The sequence below is a fragment of the Rhodobacter maritimus genome (genome assembly GCF_058747975.1).
This window is the reverse complement of sequence record NZ_CM179095.1, coordinates 1,707,692-1,725,424: the sequence shown is the minus strand read 5'-3', so window position 1 is coordinate 1,725,424 and position 17,733 is coordinate 1,707,692. Positions and strand designations below refer to the sequence as shown.

At 65.7% G+C, this 17,733-nt stretch carries 18 protein-coding genes; 8 read left to right on the top strand and 10 right to left on the bottom strand.

The genetic code is table 11. From position 1 onward, the window contains the following. Nucleotides 1–12 precede the first annotated feature (12 nt). Both AC4PTO_RS08735 and AC4PTO_RS08730 read left to right on the top strand, forming a co-directional pair. Complete coding sequence (locus AC4PTO_RS08735) at nt 13–885, top strand: NAD(P)-dependent oxidoreductase (protein WP_492733440.1); 873 nt, start codon at nt 13–15, stop codon at nt 883–885. A gap of 204 nt (nt 886–1,089) precedes the next feature. Further along, entirely contained in the window at nt 1,090–1,575 is a 486-nt protein-coding gene (locus tag AC4PTO_RS08730; protein WP_492733438.1) for a DUF2867 domain-containing protein, read from the top strand. A gap of 186 nt (nt 1,576–1,761) precedes the next feature. Here the strand turns inward: AC4PTO_RS08730 and ssb are convergent, their stop codons facing one another. After that, nucleotides 1,762–2,262: a single-stranded DNA-binding protein gene (gene ssb, locus AC4PTO_RS08725; RefSeq protein WP_492733436.1), complete on the bottom strand. Its 501-nt coding sequence runs from the start codon at nt 2,260–2,262 to the stop codon at nt 1,762–1,764. A 233-nt stretch (nt 2,263–2,495) separates the two neighbouring features. Between ssb and AC4PTO_RS08720 the strand changes: the two genes are divergently transcribed. Beyond that, nucleotides 2,496–3,104 (top strand): lytic transglycosylase domain-containing protein, encoded by a 609-nt coding sequence (locus tag AC4PTO_RS08720; RefSeq protein WP_492733434.1) that lies wholly within the window; start codon nt 2,496–2,498, stop codon nt 3,102–3,104. Nucleotides 3,105–3,170: 66 nt separating this feature from the next. Here the strand turns inward: AC4PTO_RS08720 and AC4PTO_RS08715 are convergent, their stop codons facing one another. Together AC4PTO_RS08715 and hemB are read right to left on the bottom strand one after the other, a co-directional pair. Then, nucleotides 3,171–3,728 carry a lipid-binding SYLF domain-containing protein gene (locus AC4PTO_RS08715; protein ID WP_492733432.1) on the bottom strand — a complete coding sequence of 186 codons (558 nt, stop codon included), beginning with the start codon at nt 3,726–3,728 and terminating at the stop codon, nt 3,171–3,173. 117 nt (nt 3,729–3,845) lie between these two features. Next, nucleotides 3,846–4,844: a porphobilinogen synthase gene (gene hemB / locus AC4PTO_RS08710; RefSeq protein WP_492733430.1), complete on the bottom strand. Its 999-nt coding sequence runs from the start codon at nt 4,842–4,844 to the stop codon at nt 3,846–3,848. A 151-nt stretch (nt 4,845–4,995) separates the two neighbouring features. On the opposite strand from hemB, the gene AC4PTO_RS08705 reads away from it, so the two are divergent. Next, the gene (locus AC4PTO_RS08705; RefSeq protein WP_492733428.1) at nt 4,996–5,532 is read left to right on the top strand and encodes a component of SufBCD complex; all 537 of its coding nucleotides are present in this window, start codon (nt 4,996–4,998) and stop codon (nt 5,530–5,532) included. Nucleotides 5,533–5,593: 61 nt separating this feature from the next. After that, entirely contained in the window at nt 5,594–9,061 is a 3,468-nt protein-coding gene (gene mfd / locus AC4PTO_RS08700) for a transcription-repair coupling factor (protein WP_492733426.1), read from the top strand. Here the strand turns inward: mfd and AC4PTO_RS08695 are convergent. From AC4PTO_RS08695 to AC4PTO_RS08680, 4 genes are read right to left on the bottom strand one after another with little or no spacing between them, the layout of a single operon-like run. After that, entirely contained in the window at nt 9,058–10,266 is a 1,209-nt protein-coding gene (locus tag AC4PTO_RS08695; protein WP_492733423.1) for an MFS transporter, read from the bottom strand. The two genes, mfd and AC4PTO_RS08695, sit on opposite strands and share 4 nt — an antisense overlap. Beyond that, nucleotides 10,263–10,892 carry a DsbA family oxidoreductase gene (locus AC4PTO_RS08690; protein WP_492733420.1) on the bottom strand — a complete coding sequence of 210 codons (630 nt, stop codon included), beginning with the start codon at nt 10,890–10,892 and terminating at the stop codon, nt 10,263–10,265. Before AC4PTO_RS08690 ends, AC4PTO_RS08695 begins: the two co-directional genes overlap by 4 nt. Continuing rightward, nucleotides 10,889–11,518 carry a LysE family translocator gene (locus AC4PTO_RS08685; protein WP_492733418.1) on the bottom strand — a complete coding sequence of 210 codons (630 nt, stop codon included), beginning with the start codon at nt 11,516–11,518 and terminating at the stop codon, nt 10,889–10,891. The genes AC4PTO_RS08690 and AC4PTO_RS08685 overlap by 4 nt, the downstream gene beginning before the upstream one ends. Continuing rightward, complete coding sequence (locus AC4PTO_RS08680) at nt 11,508–13,019, bottom strand: class I adenylate-forming enzyme family protein (protein ID WP_492733416.1); 1,512 nt, start codon at nt 13,017–13,019, stop codon at nt 11,508–11,510. The genes AC4PTO_RS08685 and AC4PTO_RS08680 overlap by 11 nt, the downstream gene beginning before the upstream one ends. A gap of 84 nt (nt 13,020–13,103) precedes the next feature. On the opposite strand from AC4PTO_RS08680, the gene AC4PTO_RS08675 reads away from it, so the two are divergent. Then, nucleotides 13,104–13,727, top strand: a complete 624-nt coding sequence (locus AC4PTO_RS08675) for a helix-turn-helix domain-containing protein (protein ID WP_492733414.1) — start codon at nt 13,104–13,106, stop codon at nt 13,725–13,727. A gap of 9 nt (nt 13,728–13,736) precedes the next feature. Here AC4PTO_RS08675 and AC4PTO_RS08670 read toward each other — a convergent pair whose 3' ends face one another. The 3 genes from AC4PTO_RS08670 to AC4PTO_RS08660 all read right to left on the bottom strand — a co-directional run bounded on the left by AC4PTO_RS08670 (nt 13,737) and on the right by AC4PTO_RS08660 (nt 16,064). Beyond that, on the bottom strand, nt 13,737–14,057 hold the full coding sequence (locus AC4PTO_RS08670) for a hypothetical protein (protein WP_492733412.1): 321 nt from the start codon (nt 14,055–14,057) through the stop codon (nt 13,737–13,739). Between the two features lie 91 nt (nt 14,058–14,148). Then, complete coding sequence (locus tag AC4PTO_RS08665) at nt 14,149–14,262, bottom strand: entericidin (protein WP_492733410.1); 114 nt, start codon at nt 14,260–14,262, stop codon at nt 14,149–14,151. Beyond that, the gene (locus tag AC4PTO_RS08660) at nt 14,259–16,064 is read right to left on the bottom strand and encodes an extracellular solute-binding protein (protein WP_492733408.1); all 1,806 of its coding nucleotides are present in this window, start codon (nt 16,062–16,064) and stop codon (nt 14,259–14,261) included. The genes AC4PTO_RS08665 and AC4PTO_RS08660 overlap by 4 nt, the downstream gene beginning before the upstream one ends. A 308-nt stretch (nt 16,065–16,372) precedes the next feature. Here AC4PTO_RS08660 and AC4PTO_RS08655 point away from each other — a divergent pair, with 308 nt between their 5' ends. Continuing rightward, on the top strand, nt 16,373–17,146 hold the full coding sequence (locus AC4PTO_RS08655) for a 3-hydroxybutyrate dehydrogenase (protein WP_492733406.1): 774 nt from the start codon (nt 16,373–16,375) through the stop codon (nt 17,144–17,146). A gap of 137 nt (nt 17,147–17,283) precedes the next feature. Further along, a complete protein-coding gene (locus tag AC4PTO_RS08650; protein WP_492733404.1) occupies nt 17,284–17,730 on the top strand; it encodes a GNAT family N-acetyltransferase in 447 nt (148 codons plus the stop codon). Nucleotides 17,731–17,733 lie beyond the last annotated feature (3 nt).

The window sequence follows — 17,733 nt, the reverse complement described above, 5'->3', positions numbered from 1 at the left end:
GGAGGGTGCGCAATGGCGAAACTGGCATTTCTGGGGCTTGGCGTGATGGGCTTTCCCATGGCGGGGCACCTTGCGGCGCAGGGCCATGCGGTCACGGTCTACAACCGCACGGATGCGAAGGCGAAGGCCTGGGTTGAGCGCCATGGCGGGGCAGCGGCCGCAACCCCCGCCGAGGCCGCGCAGGATTGCGATTTCGTCCTGGCCTGCGTGGGCAATGACGATGACCTGCGCGCGGTCTGCCGCAGCGCCTCGGGCGCGTTCGCCGGCATGAAACCCGGCGCGATCTTCGTCGATCACACCACCGTCTCGGCCGCCGTCACGCGCGAACTTGCCTCCGAGGCGGCCGGTATGGGCCTCGGCTTCGTCGACGCTCCCGTTTCGGGCGGGCAGGCCGGGGCCGAGAACGGCCAGCTTTCGGTCATGTGCGGCGGCACGGCGGATGCCTATGCCCGGGCCGAACCGGTGATCGCGGCCTATGCCAAGATCTGCCGCCGCATGGGCGAAAGCGGCGCGGGCCAGATCACCAAGATGTGCAACCAGATCGCCATCGCGGGCCTCGTCCAAGGGCTGTCCGAAAGCCTCCATTTCGCCGAGAAGGCGGGCCTCTCCATTCCCGACGTGGTCGAGGTCATCAGCCAGGGCGCCGCGGGCAGCTGGCAAATGGCGAACCGCTACCCCACCATGGCGGAGAACCGTTTCGATTTCGGCTTCGCGGTGGACTGGATGCGCAAGGATCTGGCCATCTGCCTCGCCACGGCCGAGGAAACCGGCGCAAGCCTTCCCGTCACGGCCCTTGTCGATCAGTTCTACAAGGAGGTCCAGGCCATGGGCGGCGGGCGTTGGGACACCTCGAGCCTGATCGCGCGGCTGCGCAAGCTCGCCTGACGGCGCCCCTTTCATCTTCGCCCAAATATCCCCGCCGGAGGCTTCCGCAAGGGGTTACCGGCGCAGGGCGGGGGCAAAAGCAAAAGGGTGCCACAATCCAGCCGCAGGCATTTCGTGGTGCAGGTGAACTTTTCGGAGGTTCAAAGCGCTATGTCCACTTCGCGCCCTTCTTGCATGATGCCGCAGTGCAGCTAAGGTCGCGTCATGATCGTCCTTGCCAACAGCAATATCCGTGTTCTGGAACAGGTGCCGAAGCTCGACTACTTCGACTCCCAAGCCGTGGTTCTGCCGTGCGAGATCACGCCTCTGGACGCGTGGAATCTGACAATGGCGGCCCCCCGGCCCCTTCTGAAATTTGCCTTCCTGGTGCGTGATGTGATTTCTGCTGCTTTCGGGGTCAAAGCCATCCGAGGCTTCAGCGGCCAGCAGGCGAAATCTGCAACTGCCGGAGAGAACCTGGATTTCTTCTTGGTGGAATATGCAGATGACACCGCGTTGGCGTTGACTGAGCGCGATCGTCATCTCGATGTGATGACGTGCATTTCCACCAATGGCCCGACTTTGACCATCACGTCATCGGTGCGGGTGTATAACGTCTTCGGGCACGTCTACATGCTGCCTGTCGGTATCGCTCATCGGTGGCTTGTTCGCAGTATGTTGAAGCGCCTGCAGACCAAGTTGTCCACCTGACTACGAAGGCCGCTTCTCATCCCGCCAAGCCGTCCGTCGGGGCCGACAGCTCCCGAAGATTTCCTCGGGAGCTATTTCGGCCATAGCGCCATGCCCGCAAGGATTTCGGCCGCGAGGTGCACCACGAAATACAAAGGGCTGGCGCCACAACGGCGCCCTTCTTTCCTGGATCGTTCCGGAACAGGATCAGAACGGGATCTCGTCATCCATGTCCGGGCGCCCGCCGCCGCCGGAACGGCCGCCGCCACCGCCATAGCCGCCCTGCGGATCGTCGCCACCGCCGTAACCGCCGCCCGAGCCACCGCCATAGCTACCACCGGACCCGCCGCTGCCGTCACGGCTGTCCAGCAGCGTCAGCTCTCCGCGATAGGGGCGCAGGACCACCTCGGTCGAATAGCGGTCATTGCCCGACTGGTCCTGCCATTTGCGGGTTTCAAGTTGGCCCTCGATATAGACCTTCGATCCCTTGCGCAGATATTGCTCGGCAATCTTGGCCAGCGGCTCCGAGAAGATCGCCACCGAATGCCATTCGGTGCGCTCCTTGCGCTCGCCCGTGGCCTTGTCGCGCCAGGTCTCCGAAGTGGCGATGCGCAGGTTGCACACCTTGCCGCCATTCGGGAAGGACCGTACTTCGGGATCGCGGCCAAGATTGCCGACCAGAATCACCTTGTTTACCGAACCCGCCATCAAATCCCTCCAGTTGTGCCGTCATGCCCCGGATCTTCCGGCGCGCGTCGATTCCGTATTACCGCTCTGGTATAGAGCAGATCGCCGGGAGGAAGAAAGCAGGAACCCGTTGCGACACTTCGGCATCGCGGTGAAGGGAGGGGACGCAAAGGCACGGCAAAGCCTTTAAATCCGGCGGAAAATGTCTATACTCGCGGCGGTTTCAACGGTGCCGGACTCGGCAAGGTGAATTGATGCGGTTGCTGATCGGAACGGTTGTGCTGGGGCTGTGCGTCGGAGCGGCCCCCGAAGGGGCGGCGCGGGCCGAGGGGCTGAAGCTTTCCGGCTCGTCGTCGAAATCCCGCCAGATGCTGTTTCGCAATCAGGCCAACGTGCTCGATACGCGCGCGGCGGTGCAGTATTCCAACTCGGACCGGCTGAAGCCCAAATCGGCGCTTGCCGCCACTGACGCGGCCTTGCCCAATTATGACGGCCGCTACCGGGGCGAATACCTGGCGATGGCGAAGGCGGCGGCCTCGAAACATGGCGTGCCGGCGGATCTTTTCCTGCGCCTGGTGCAACAGGAATCGGGCTGGAACGCGAATGCGCGCTCGCACAAGGGGGCGATGGGGCTGGCGCAGCTCATGCCCGGCACGGCGGCGCGGCTTGGCGTGAACGCGAACGACCCCCGCGAGAACCTCGAAGGGGGCGCGCGCTATCTGCGCATGATGTATGACCGGTTCGGAAGCTGGCGGCTGGCGCTTGCGGCCTATAATGCCGGGCCCGAGGCGGTGGACCGGCATGGCGGCATCCCGCCTTACCGGGAAACCACGAATTACGTCCGCAAGATCCTGGGAAGCTGATCGCCGAAGGCGGGGCGCCCAGTGTCAAGGTGACGCGCGAAGATCGCGCGCCAACCTGTTGATATATCATGGAATGATGCGGGTATACTTGCTGCCCGCCAGCGTCGCCCCGGCAATCAGGCCGGCCTGACCGAAGACCAGCGCGATGACCGGCGCAAGCGAGGTGGTGGTATCGGCACCGATCGCGCCGCCCCGGTCGGGCAAGGCGTAGCGCGCATCCGCGCCCAGTTCCCACCCGTCGGCACGGCGGAAATCGGCAAGTGCGGGCTCGGTCATGAAGAACAGCGCATGGGCGTATTGCTGCGCGCCGATCTGGAACCCGACCGAGGCCGAGGCGACCGAATAGTAATCCACCGTCACGTTGTTGATCCGCAGCGCACCGCGCCCGTAAGAGCCGCCGAACCCAAGCCCCGCCTCGGTCACCAGCGGCATGTAAAGCACGCCCACGGCCTTGTTCATCAGATCCTGCGTGCCGGGATAACGTTCCAGCAGATAGGACCGCGTCGCATCGACCCGCGCATCGAGTTTGGCCGCGCCGCCGCCGCCGATCCCGTTGCCGCAAGCTGCAAGCCCCAGCCCCGCGCCCCCCATTGCCAGAAGCGTCCGTCTTGAAAACTGTGTCATGTAACTGCTCCGCTCGTGCTACCGCCGGGCCTGTTTTTCGACCCGTTCATAACAACTTATAGGCCAGAATTTCGGCCCTGTCACTTCCTGTTGTGTCGGGCGGCAAAAGCGCGCCGCTCATTCGCGCAGCAGGCGCGCCACCGCGGGGGCGAAATAGCTCAGCACCCCGTCGCAGCCAGCGCGGCGGAAGGCCATCAGGCTTTCCATCATCACCGTGTCGTGGTTCAGCCAGCCGTTGCGCACCGCCGCCATGATCATCGCGTATTCGCCCGAGACCTGGTAGGCATAGGTCGGCACGCCGAACTGCTCTTTCACGCGCGCGCAGATATCAAGATAGGGCATGCCGGGCTTGACCATCACCATATCCGCCCCCTCGGCCAGATCGCGCGCGACAAGGCGCAGAGCCTCGTCCGAATTGGCGGGGTTCATCTGATAGGTCTTCTTGTCGCCCTTCAGCGCGCCCGAGGCGCCGACGGCATCGCGGAACGGGCCGTAAAAGCCGCTGGCATATTTGGCCGCGTAGCTCAGGATCGTCACATCGGCATGGCCCGCCGCCTCAAGCGCGGCGCGCATCGCGCCGATCCGCCCGTCCATCATGTCCGAGGGGCCAAGGATGTCCGCCCCCGCCTCGGCCTGTGCGATGGCCATCTTCACCAGGCATTCCACGGTTTCGTCGTTGAGGATGATCCCGTCGCGTACCAGCCCGTCATGGCCGTTGGCATTGTAGGGATCAAGCGCAATGTCGGTCATCACCGCGATCTCGGGCACCTCGGCCTTGATCGCCCGGATCACCCGGTTCGAGATGTTCTCGGGGTTCCAGGCCATCTCGCAGCTTTCGGTCTTCACGGCCGGGTCGGTATAGGGAAAGAGGCAGATCGCCGGGATGCCAAGGCGCGCGGCCTCTTCGGCGGCCCGCACCGCGCCGGTCAGCGTGCGGCGCACCACGCCGGGCATCGAGGTCACCTCGACATCGGCGCCGGGCACGTCGGTGATGAAGATCGGCCAGATCAGATCCTTGACGCTCAGCCGGTTTTCCTGGGCCAGGTCGCGCAGCGCCGGGGTGCGCCGCATCCGGCGCATGCGGGTATGCGGGAAGGGGGGCAGGATCGGGAACATGGCTTTCCTCCGGATGGCTTGGGCATTGGGTCGCACGGATCGGCCCAATTCTCAAGTGCGACCGATTGCGCGACCGGGGTGCAGTCTGATGGTTCCGCTTGGCGCACAACTGCATTAAGGTTCCGCCGAAGCCTTACGGAGAGCCGCCAGAGTGAGCGTTACCGATACCATCTTCGACCTCATCGACATGCGGTCATTCTCGAATCTCTGGTATTGGATCGCGCTTGCGGTGACATGGTCCTCGACCTCGCACTGGGTGCTGGGCGTCCCGTTCGACATGGTGCTGCGCGCGCGCCGCAAGGGCGGGCAGGCGGCCGAGGATCTGGTGACGATCACGCGGGTCAATGTCGGGCGGCTGATGTATATCGGACGCGAGGGCGGGCTGGTCCTTGCGGTGCTGATCAGCTTCGTGCTGACCTCGCTGGCGCTTCTGGGCTTCTGGTATCGATTCGAGTTCGCCCAGGCGATCTTCCTGCTGGCCTTTCCTCTGAGCATCGTAGGCATGAAAAGCCTTGCCGCCGCCCGCGCGATCGAGCGCCGGCTGGAGCAGGGCGACAGCGATGCCGACACGGTCGCGCGCATGCTGGCGCGGCACCGCTTCTGGGTGCAGGTCATCGGCATGATGGCGATCACCGTGACCGCGTTCTACGGCATGTTGCAGAATTTTCACATGTCGGTCTTTGGCTGAAAAGCGGCGCCCGGCGCCGGGCACGGGTTGACTTCGCTTCGCAGGCGGATACCTCGGGGCGATGACGCACCAACACCTGCTTCTTTCCGGCGCCCCCGAGGGCTTTGACGCGCAGCTTCTGGCGAAGGAGCTGGCGCGCGGCCGCCCTGTGATCCATGTCGCGCGCGACGACCGCCGCCTTGAGGCGATGCGTGCCGCTTTGGCCTTTTTCGCCCCCGATGCGGTGGTCCTGAACTTTCCGGCCTGGGATTGCCTGCCCTATGACCGGGTTTCGCCCAATCCCGACATCTCGGCCACGCGGATGGCGACGCTGGCCGCGTTGCAGGCGGGCATGCCGGGGCCGTTCATCCTGCTGACCACGCTTTCGGCGGCGATGCAGCGCGTGCCCGCGCGCGCGGTGCTTGCACAGTCGAGCTTTTCGGCAACCGTGGGCGGGCGCGTGAACGAGGGCGCGCTGAAGAATTTTCTGGTCCGCATGGGGTTCAGCCCCGCCTCGACCGTGTCCGAGCCGGGCGACTATGCGATCCGCGGCGGCATCATCGACATCTTCCCGCCGGGCGAGGGCGGGCCGGTGCGGCTCGATCTGTTCGGGGATGTGCTGGACGGCGCGCGCCGCTTCGATCCGGTCACGCAGCGCACCACCGAGAAGTTGCAGGCGATCGAGCTTGCGCCCGTCTCCGAGGTGATTCTGGACGAAAGCGCGATCACCCGCTTCCGCCAGAACTACCGCGTGGAATTCGGCGCGGGCGGGGCCGAGGACCCGCTTTACGAGGCCGTCAGCGCCGGGCGCAAGCATGCCGGGATGGAGCATTGGCTGGGCTTTTTCCACGAACGGCTTGAAACGCTGTTCGAATATCTGCCCGATGCCGCGATCATGCTGGACGACCAGCTTGAACCGCAGCGGCAGTCACGGTGGGAGGGGATCGCCGATCAATACGACACCCGGCGCGAGGCGATGACCCGGCGCGACCGGGTGGATACCGTCTACAAACCCGCGCCGCCCGGTCTGCTTTACCTGGACGAGGCGGGCTGGAACGCCGCGTTGTCTGCGCGCCGCGTGGTCCGGCTTCAGGTTCTGGCCGCCCCGCCGGGGCCGGGGGTTCTGAATGCGGGCGGGCGGATCGGGCGCAGCTTCGCACCCGAGCGCCAGCAGGAAAACATAAGCCTTTTCGGGGCGTTGAAAGACCATGTTCAGGTTCGGATGAGGGCCGGTCCCGTGCTGATCGCCAGCTGGTCCGAGGGCACGCGCGAACGCCTCAAGGGTCTTCTGGAGGATGAGGGCCTGGCCGGTGCGCGGCTGATCCGCGATGCGCGCGATCTTGGGCCGGGGCTCAACCTCGGGGTCTGGGCGCTCGATCAGGGCTTCGAGGCGGCAAGCCCCGCCGACCCGCTGACCGTGATCTCGGAGCAGGACGTGCTGGGCGACCGGCTGATCCGCGCGCCGAAGAAGAAGCGCAAGGCCGAGAATTTCCTGACCGAGGCGCAATCGCTCAGCCCCGGCGATCTGGTGGTGCATGTCGACCACGGGGTCGGGCGCTACAAGGGGCTGGAAACCATTACGGCGCTTGGCGCGCCGCATGATTGCGTGGCGCTGGAATATGCCGGCGGCGACCGGCTGTTCCTGCCGGTCGAGAATATCGAGCTGCTCAGCCGCTATGGTCATGAAGAGGGGCTTCTGGACAAGCTGGGCGGCGGCGCGTGGCAGGCCAAGAAGGCCCGCCTGAAAGAGCGTATCCGCCAGATCGCCGACAGGCTGATGCGCATCGCGGCCGAGCGGCTTTTGCGTGCGGCCCCGGTGCTGGAGGCCCCGCATCACGAATGGGAGGCTTTCGCCGCCCGCTTCCCCTATACCGAGACCGAAGACCAGCTGACCGCGATCGAGGATGTGGTGGGCGATCTGGCCTCGGGCCGTCCGATGGACCGGCTGATCGTGGGCGATGTGGGCTTCGGCAAGACCGAGGTGGCCATGCGCGCGGCCTTCATCGCCGCGCAGGCCGGCGTGCAGGTGGCCGTGATTGCGCCCACCACGCTTCTGGCGCGCCAGCATTACAAGACCTTCGCCGAACGGTTCCGCGGCACGCCCATCACCGTGCGGCCGCTGTCGCGCTTCGTTTCGGCCAAGGAGGCCGCGAAAACGCGCGAGGGGATGGCCGACGGCTCGGTCGATATCGTGATCGGCACGCATGCGGTGCTGGCCAAGGGGGTGCGTTTCCAGCGCCTCGGCCTTCTGGTGATCGACGAAGAGCAGCATTTCGGCGTGACCCACAAGGAGCGCCTGAAAGAGATGCGCTCGGAAATCCATGTGCTGACGCTGACCGCGACGCCGATCCCGCGCACGCTGCAACTGTCGCTGACCGGGGTGCGCGACCTGTCGCTGATCGGCACGCCGCCGGTCGACCGGCTGGCGATCCGCACCTATGTCAGCGAATTCGACGCCGTGACGCTGCGCGAGGCGCTGTTGCGCGAACATTACCGCGGCGGGCAAAGCTTCTACGTCGTCCCGCGCATCAGCGACATCCCCGAGATCGAGGAGTTCCTCAAAACCCATGTCCCCGAGGTCAGCGTGATCGTGGCCCACGGCCAGATGGCGGCGGGCGAACTCGACGATCGCATGAACGCCTTTTATGACGGCAAATACGACGTGCTTCTGGCCACAACCATCGTGGAAAGCGGGCTGGATATTCCCACCGCCAACACGATGATCGTGCACCGCGCCGACATGTTCGGCCTGAGCCAGCTTTACCAGATCCGCGGGCGCGTGGGCCGGGCCAAGACCCGCGCCTATTGCTATCTGACGACCAAGCCGCGCCTTCCGCTGACGCCGCAGGCCACCAGGCGGCTGCGCCTGTTGGGCAGTCTCGACAGCCTCGGCGCGGGGTTCAACCTTGCCAGCCAGGATCTGGACCTGCGCGGCGCGGGCAACCTTCTGGGCGAAGAGCAGTCGGGCCATATCAAGGAAGTGGGCTACGAACTTTACCAGGCGATGCTGGAGGAAACCATCGCCAGGCTGAAATCGGGCGAACTGACCGAGACCGAGGGCGATGGCGAATGGTCCCCGCAGATCAATCTTGGCGTGCCGGTGATGATCCCCGAAGCCTATATCCCCGATCTCGATGTCCGGCTGGGGCTGTATCGCCGCCTGTCGGGGTTGAGCACCAAGGTCGAGCTTGAGGGCTTTGCCGCCGAGCTGATCGACCGGTTCGGGGATCTGCCCAAAGAGGTGAACACGCTTTTGCTGGTGATGCGGATCAAGGCGATGTGCAAGCGTGCCCATATCGCGCGGATGGATGCCGGGCCGAAAGGCGCGACGGTGCAGTTCCACATGGACAAGTTTCCCAACCCCACTGGCCTTGTCGAATTCCTGACCGCGCAGCGCGGGATGGCGAAGATCCAGGGCAACAAGGTCGTGGTGCGGCGCGACTGGGGCACCGATGCCGACAAGATCAAGGGTGCCTTCTCGATCGCCCGCGATCTGGCCGAGAAGGTGATCGCGGCGAAAAAGGGGGCCCGGCAGGAAAGCGCGGGCTAGGACAGGTCCATCGTGCGGCGCATCAACAGCCACGCCACCCCCGAACAGATCAGCGTGGCCAGGACGATCGGCGTTGCCGTTCCGTTGAACATCAGCCCCACCGGCGCGGCCACCGCCACCGCCGCCACGGTCGAGATTGCCGCCACGACCGAGGCCGCCATGCCCGCGATATGCCCCATCTCCTGCATCGCAAGCGCGTTGAGGTTGCCGAAGGTGACGCCGGCCATGAAGAACACGGTGACCGACCACAGGAAGATCACCGCAAAGGCCCAGTTCCCCGCAAGAATGCCCGACAACAGCAGCGCAAGCGTCAGCGTCGAAGAGCAGATCTGCATCAGGTAGGCATCCGTTGCGATCCGCCGCATGCCAAGGCGCATCACGAAGCGTGCGTTCAGCACCGTGCCGCTGCCCGACAAAAGCGCCATCAGGGCGAACCACATCGGAAAACGCGGGCCCTGCCCATAGGCCGCGAACAACTGCTGCGCCGAGGACAGAAGGGCGAACATCTGCCCGAAGCCAAGCGTCAGCACCGCGATGTAGATGCGCACCTCTCGGTTGGCCAGAACCTCGCGCGCGGCGGACCAGAGGGGGGCGGGGCGCAACGGGCGGCGGCGTTCGGGCGGTAGCGTCTCGGGCTGGCGCAGGTTCAGCCAGATGGCCGCGACAAGGCCGAACAGCACGAAGGCCCAGAACACGCCACGCCATCCGGTCATGGCGATGATCCCCTGTCCTATCGCGGGGGCGACGGCGGGTATCAGGATGAAGACCATCATCACGAAAGAGGTCACGCGCGCCATCTCGCGCCCGGAATAGATGTCGCGCACCATGGCAAGCGCCACGATCCGCGGCCCCGCGGCGCCCAGCCCCTGCACGAAGCGCGCGATCAGCAGCGATTCGAGGCTTTGCGCGCGGGCCGCGACGACGGCCGCCACCATGTAGATGGCAAAGCCCGCGGTGATTGCCACCTTGCGCCCCGTCGCATCCGAGATCGGGCCGCTGAGGAAGGTGCCCACCCCCATGCCCAGCACGAAAGAGGTCAGCACGAGCTGCGCCGAATTGATCCTGTCGGGGGTCAGCTCTGCCGCGATCTGGGGCAGGGCGGGCAGCATCGCGTCGATCGAGAAGGCGATGGTGGCGAACAGCATCGCCAGCATCGCCGTGAATTCGGGCATCGAGAGGGCGGGTCTGGTGTTGGGCATGCTCATGCCTGCGCCGCCAGATCGTCGATCACGCGCAGCCACAGCTCGGTGGGTTGCGCGCCTTCGATGACATGGGTGTTGGCGATGACGAAGGTGGGCACGGCGCGCACGCCGCGGCTGCGGGCATGTTCCTCGCGCGTGGCGACGGTGTCGCAATCGGCGTCCGAGGTCAGCAGCCGGGCGATCATTTCCCGCTCAAGCCCCACCCCGGCGGCCAGATCGGCCAGCACCGCGGCATCGCCGATATCGCGCCCCTCGCGCCAATAGGCCCGCATCAGGGCGGCGATCATCGCGCTTTGGCGGCCCTCAAGCCCCGCCCAGTGGATCAGGCGGTGCGCATCGCGGGTGTTGGGCGTGCGGGTGATCGCGGCAAGGTCGATCTCGATCCCGGCCTCTTTCGCCGCATCGAGCACCGGGACATGAATGCGCACCGCGCCTTCGCGGCCGAACTTCGCCTCGAGGTAATCGGCGCGGTTCATCCCGCCTTGCGGCAGGGAGGGGTCAAGCTGGAACGGATGCCAGGCGATGGCGAAGGGGTGATCGGGCCGCGCCTCGAGCGCGCGGTCAAGCCGGGCCTTTCCGATCAGGCACCAGGGGCAGATCGGGTCGGCGAAGATATCAAGCGTGATCATGCATTCCCTTTCGTGGACAGCGCCACCATCGCGCCGATTCCGATGAAGGCCGATCCGGTGATGCGGTTGAAGGCCCGCCCGTGGCGCGACAGCCAGGTTGCGCAGCGCCCCGCCGTGGCGGCAAGGATCAGCTCCACCGCGAATTCCACCAGCCCAAGCGTCGCCGCCAGGATCACGAACTGCCCCAAAAGCGGCGCCGAAGGGGTCAAGAACTGCGGCAGGAAGGTGGTGAAGAACAGGATGGTCTTGGGGTTCGACAGCATCACCAGCGCGCCCTTGGTGAATGCGCTGCGGCGGGTGATCATGTGGCGCGCGGCGCCCGGAAGGGGGCTCGCGGAAAACCCCGGCTGGCGCCATAGCTGGACACCGAGATAACACAGGTAAGCCGCCCCCGCCCATTTGATCGCGGTGAACACGGTTTCCGAGGCCAGCATCAGCGCGCCAAGCCCCAGAAGCGTCGCCCCCACCATCGACACCATGGCAAGACACGAGCCAAGCGCGGTAAAGACCGCCCGGCCAAGCCCGTAGCGCGCCCCGTGATCAAGGCACAGCAGCGCGTTCGGCCCCGGCGTCAGCGACAGCGCGACCGAGGCGAGAAGGAAGACCAGCCACAGCTCAAGGCTCATCCCAGCCCTCCCTCAAGGCGCGGCGATTCAGCTTGCCGTTGGGGTTTTTCGGAATCGCCGCGACATGGCGGAAGATGCGCGGCTGCTTGTAGCGCGCAAGGCAGCCCTGTGCATGCGCGGCCAGAACCTCGGGCGTGGCGGTGCCGGTATAGCAGGCGGCGATGACGCTGGCATCGGCCTTCACGCGGATCTCGATCGCGGCGACCTCTCCGGCGTCGGGGTGGCGGGCAAGGGCGGCCTCCACCTCGATCGGAGAGACGCGATAGCCGCCGGCATTCATCATGTCGTCATCGCGGCCCAGATAGAGGATCGCGCCATCGGCGGCCATCTGGACGGTGTCCCCGGTAACAAACCAATCGCCCTGAAAGCGGGCCTTTGTTTCTGCTTCCTGCTGCCAATAGCCCAGGAACAGGCCCGGATCGTCGCGGTGAACGGCCAGCACGCCGGGGGTTCCGCGCTCGACGGGATTCCCTTCCGGGTCCAGCACCGCGACATGGCGGCCATCCTGCGGATAGCCCGCCGTGCCGGGCGGCGCGGGATGGGCCGGCGCGCCCGAGATGAAGGTCGAGCATTCGGACATGCCAAGCGCCTCGTGGATCGGCGTGCCGGTGGCCGCCATCCAGGCCGCGCGCACCGTGTCGGGCAGCGCCTCTCCGGCGGAAAGCCCGTGGCGCAGGCGCGGCAGGTCCAGCGTTGCGTGATGCTTCAGGATTTGGCGGAACACGCCCGGCGCCGCGGCGAAGATCGTCGCATCGAAGCGGCGCAGCAAAAGCCCCAGCGTCTCGGGCGCCACGCCGGCGCCGGGGATCAGCGCGGTGGCGCCCATGGTCCAGGGATCCATCAGCCCGGTGCCAAGCGTATAGGTCCAGTTGAAGGCCCCGGCATGCAGCAGGCGGTCTTCGGCTTCCAGCCCATACCAGCCCTGATACATCGTCTGGCGCGCCCAGATCGCGCGATGGGCATGCATCACGGCCCGCGGATTGCCCGAGGTGCCCGAGGTATAGATCAGATAGGCCAGCCGGTCCGGCGCGCCCATGGCATAGGCCGCGGGCTCCAGCGTCTCGAAGCCGCGCAGCGCGGCCTCGTCGATCACCGGGGCGGGGTGGTCGGGCAGCGCGATCCCTTCGCCGGCCACCACGAGCGCGGGGGCGATCTCGGCCGCCATGCGGGTGATCTCGGGCGCGGTCAGCTGCGACGAGGTCGGCACCGGCACCAGCCCCACCGCGATCGCGCCCAGAAAGGCCACCGGGAATTCGGGCGTGTTGCCAAGGCGCAGAAGCACCCGGTCGCCGGGCTGAAGCCCGGCGCGCAGAAAGCCGGTTCCGGCGCCGCGCACGGCAGCCTCCAGCCGGGCATAGGACCAGCGCTCGGCCCCCGTGGCGCGCACGATCTGCATCGCCGATTTCTCGGGCTGGCGCGGGGCATGCGCCAGCACATGCGCGGCCATGTTGAAGGATGCGGGCGGGGCGGGGCAGGGGTGTTCGGCGTGGACAGAGCGCATGAAACCCTGCTACGCCTCTGCCCGGCGCGATGCAAGCCGGGGCGGCCGCCCCCGGCCGCGCAATCGCTGTGCAGGAGAGCCGGGATGGGCGAGATTGAACAGGCCAGGATCATTCGCATCGCGCGCGAAAGCGGCGAAGAGGTCGTGCCCGAACCCGTGAACCTGGCCGAGCGGGTGCGCGAATTGCGCAAGGAACGCGGCTGGACGCTGGAACAGGCCGCGGCGCAGGCGGGGCTGGCGCGCTCGACCCTGTCGAAGATCGAGAACGGGCTGATGTCGCCCACCTACGAGGCGCTGAAGAAGCTGGCCGAGGGGCTTGCGATCTCGGTGCCGCAGCTTTTCACGCCGCCCTCGCGCGGGCAGATCACCGGGCGCATGGCCGTGACCAAGCAGGGCGAGGGCGTGCCGCATGTCACCACCACCTATGAGCATGAATTGCTGGCCGGGGCCCTGTCGCGCAAGCAGATGCTGCCCTATCGCGCGCGCATCCGCGCCCGCAGCACCGAAGAGTTCAACGGCTGGGTCCGCCATGACGGGGAAGAGTTCCTCTATGTGCTGACCGGCACCGCGCGGCTGTTCACCGAGTTCTACGAGCCCGTCGACCTGCGCCGCGGCGACAGCGCCTATTACGACGCCACGATGGGCCACAACCTGATCTCGACCAGCCCCGAGGATGCCACCGTGCTGTGGGTGACCTCGCTCGGCTGATGCCGCCCGTCAGGGCCGGTCGTCACCGAAGCGGGCATCGTCGTCATATTCGTCCTCGCCCTCGCCGACATATTTGGCCGAAAGCTGGATCGAGTGATTGTCGTGATGCGGGTCCATCACGACATCGGAGGGCAGCTCACCGGCAAGCCATTCGCGGATTTCCTCGCGCGCGTCGCCGGGTTCCTGTTCGGTCAGCCCCGCGATATAGCCGACAAAGGCTTTCTGATCGCCGTCGATCTCATCCAGATCGGCCTCGTCCGCCTCGGGCCAGCGGTCCAGGATCGCATCGTAGAACGCCGCCCAGTTTTCCTGAACGTGATGCCACTTCATCGGCCCTCCTTTCTGCCGCGCGGGCGCATTCCTGACAGCCCTCCGGCTGCAAGTGTGCCTTCAAATCACGCGGGCGCAAAGGAAAATCGGATCAGAACCAGCTTTGGACCGACCGCGCGCCGCCGGTGACATCCTCACCCACGCCCGCCACGGTGTTGCATCCCGCCAGTGCCGCGATCATCGCCACAAGGATCAGCTTTTTCATTGCTCAGCCTCATACCACCAGACATCGGGCTGAAAGCCCGGCCAGTCCCCGTATAGCGGAAGCCGTTCGGGGAAGTGAAGTTCACGAATATGTGCAAGCCGCGAAACATGCGAATACCAGACCGGGATGACATAGCGTCCGGCGGTCAGGATCCGGTCGAGCGCGCGCACCGCCGCCTGAAACTCGTCGGGGTCGGTCGCGGCCAGCATGGCGCGGATCATCGCCTCGGCGGCGGGCACGTCCATGCCCATCCAGTTGCGGCTGCCCGGCTCTTCCACGCCCTTCGCGCCCCAATACAGGAACTGCTCGTTGCCCGGCGAAAGCGACAGCGCGCGGGTATACCAGGCCATGTCGAAATCATAGCTGTTGGTGCGCTGCTGATATTGCGCGTCGTCGATCGTGGTGACCTTGGGAAAGATCCCCAGACGGCCGAGCGCCTCGACATAGATGTCGACGACAGATTGCACCTCGGCGGCGCCCTGTTGCAGCACGATCTCGAAGGTGAAGGGGCGTTCGTCCGCGTCTTGCAGCACGCCTTTCGCGTTCACGCTCCAGCCCGCCTCTTCCAGAAGGCGCATGGCCTTGCGGCTGTTGGCGCGGTTCAGTTCCGTCCCGTCGCCCTCGGGCAGGCTGTATCCCTCCATCACGCCGGGCACGAGCGATCGGGCGAAGGGCGCCAGCAATTCGGCCTCGCGCCCGGTGGCCAGCCCCGGCCCCATGCCAAGCGACGAGTTCGAGAAATACGAGGTGATGCGCGGCTCGCTTCCGTCATTGAGCGTGGCGTTGATGAATTCGAAGTTGAAGGCCAGCGTCAGCGCCTCGCGCACGCGCCAGTCGGCGAAAAGGGGCTTGCGGGTGTTGAAGACGAGCCCGGTGATCCCCGAGGGCCGGTGGTGCGGGATCTCCGATTTCACGACCGCGCCGCCGGTGACGGCGGGGAAATCGTAGTCGCGTGCCCATTTCGCGCTGTTGGTTTCGCGCCATGTGTCCAGCTCGCCGCCCTTGAAGGCCTCGAACACGACGCCGCCATCGCCGAAATAGTCGTAGCGGATCTCGTCGAAATTGTGCAGGCCGCGATTGAAGGGCAGATCCTTGCCCCACCAGTCGGGATTGCGCCTGAGGCCAATGAACTTGCCCATCTCGACCCGGTCGACGATGTAGGGGCCCGAGCCGATCGGGGCCTCGGTGCTGGCGGTAGCGAAATCCTTGCCCTCCCACTGGGCCTTCTTCAGGACCGGGCGCATGCCCATCAGCAGGGCCAGTTCGCGGTCGGGCGCGGCAAAGGTGAACCGAAGCGAGCGCGGCCCGGTCTGTTCCATCCGCGCGATCTTGCCCCAGGCGTTCTGGTAGCGCGGATGTCCCTGGGTTCCGAGGGTCTCATAGCTCCACATCACGTCCTCGATCGTGACGGGGGAGCCGTCGGAAAAGCGTGCCTCTTCGCGTAGGGTGAATTCCACCCAGGCGCGTTCGGGATCGGTCTCGATGCTTTGCGCCAGAAGCCCGTAAAGCGTGAAGGGTTCGTCCATGCTGCGGCCCATGAGCGATTCGGCCACGAAGGTGGCAATGCCCTGGGCGGGGCGGCCGGTCAGAATCCAGGGGTTGAGCGAATCGAAACTGCCCGATTCGCCCATGCGGATGCGTCCGCCCTTGGGCGCATCGGGGTTGGCATAGGGCAGTTGCGTGAAATCGGGGGGGAGGGCGGGTTCGCCATACATCGCAATGGCGTGGTGCGGCTCGGAACGCGCGGGTGCCCCAAGAAATACAGGCCCAAGTGCCGCGCAAAGGAGTGTAACTGCCCTCATGAGGCCTGATAGGGACATTCCGTCTCTCCGTTCTTTGCCTGTATTTTCAGACAGGAAGCTAACGGCGCGCCCCGGCTTGCGCAAACTTTTCCCTTGGATGCGTGCGAACAAACGCTTATAAGATACTTACTGCTCGATAGGTTTCTTGCCTGTATGAAACCTGCCTCATGACTTAACGCCCGCCTCGTGCGGGCGTTTTTTTTGCCCCCGGCCCATGGCGGCGATCCGCCGCATCCGTGCAAACGCAGCATGGAACTTTCCCTGCGATGCGGTCATGATCCGCAAAACCCATCCAACCGGAGGCACAGATGGCACTGAAGGGCAAAACCGCAATCGTCACGGGATCGAATTCGGGGATCGGACTGGGCATCGCCAGGGAACTGGCCCGTGCGGGGGCCGATGTGGTGCTGAACTCGTTCACGGACCGGCCCGAGGATCATGCGCTTGCCGATGAGATGGCGACGGAATTCGGTGTGGCGGTGCGCTATATCAAAGCCGACATGTCGAAAGGCGCGGAATGCCGTGCGCTGATCGAACAGGCTGGCGGCTGCGATATCCTGATCAACAATGCCGGTATCCAGCATGTCGCGCCCGTGGAGGAGTTTCCGGCCGAAAAATGGGATGCGGTGATCGCCATCAACCTCAGTTCCGCCTTCCACACCACCGCCGCCGCATTGCCGCATATGCGCAAGCGTGGCTGGGGCCGGATCGTCAACATCGCCTCGGCGCACGGGCTGACGGCCTCGCCCTACAAGTCGGCCTATGTCGCGGCCAAGCATGGCATCGTCGGGTTCACCAAGACGGTCGCGCTGGAAACCGCGCAGGAGCCGATCACCGTGAACGCGATTTGTCCGGGTTATGTGCTGACCCCGCTGGTCGAGGCGCAGATCCCCGATCAGATGAAGACCCATGGCATGAGCCGCGAGGACGTGATCCGGAAGGTCATGTTGGACCGCCAGCCGTCGAAGGAATTCGCTACGGTCGAACAGCTTGGGGGTACGGCGGTTTTCCTGTGCTCGCCCGCGGCCGAGCAGATCACCGGCACGACCATCTCGGTCGATGGCGGTTGGACCGCGCTCTGATCCGGTCGGGTGGGGGGCGCTGCCCCCCGTCCTGCGGACTCCCCCCGGGATATTTGGGCGAAGATGAAGGGGTGGGCCGGCGTGCTTGACCTTCGTGGCCGGTTGGTCACTTCTGGAGTGAGAGAGGAGTGCCGCGCATGCAACTGACGATCCGTTCCGTCACGGCCGGGGACCGCGCCGTCTGGGAAGAGCTTTTCCGGGGCTATGCCGCCTTTTACGAGACCGATCCTGCCCCGGCGATTGAGGCGGTCTGGGGCTGGATCCTGGACCCGGATGAGCCGTTCCGGGCCGATATTGCGATAGCGTCTGACAGCGGTGCGGCGGTGGGGCTGGTGCAGTATCAGTTGATGCATCGTTCCTTGTCGGGGGGGATGGTGTGCTATCTGTCCGATCTGTTCGTGCGCCCGGAGCTGCGGGGCACGGGGGCGGGGCGGGCGATGATCGACCATGTGATCGGGTTTGCGCGCGCGCAGGGCTTGCCCTCGGTGCGCTGGCTGACGGCGGAGAACAATGCGGTCGCGCGCGGGCTTTACGATACCTACGCGCCGGCCAGCGGGTTCATCCTTTACGCGGTTCCGGTATAGGCC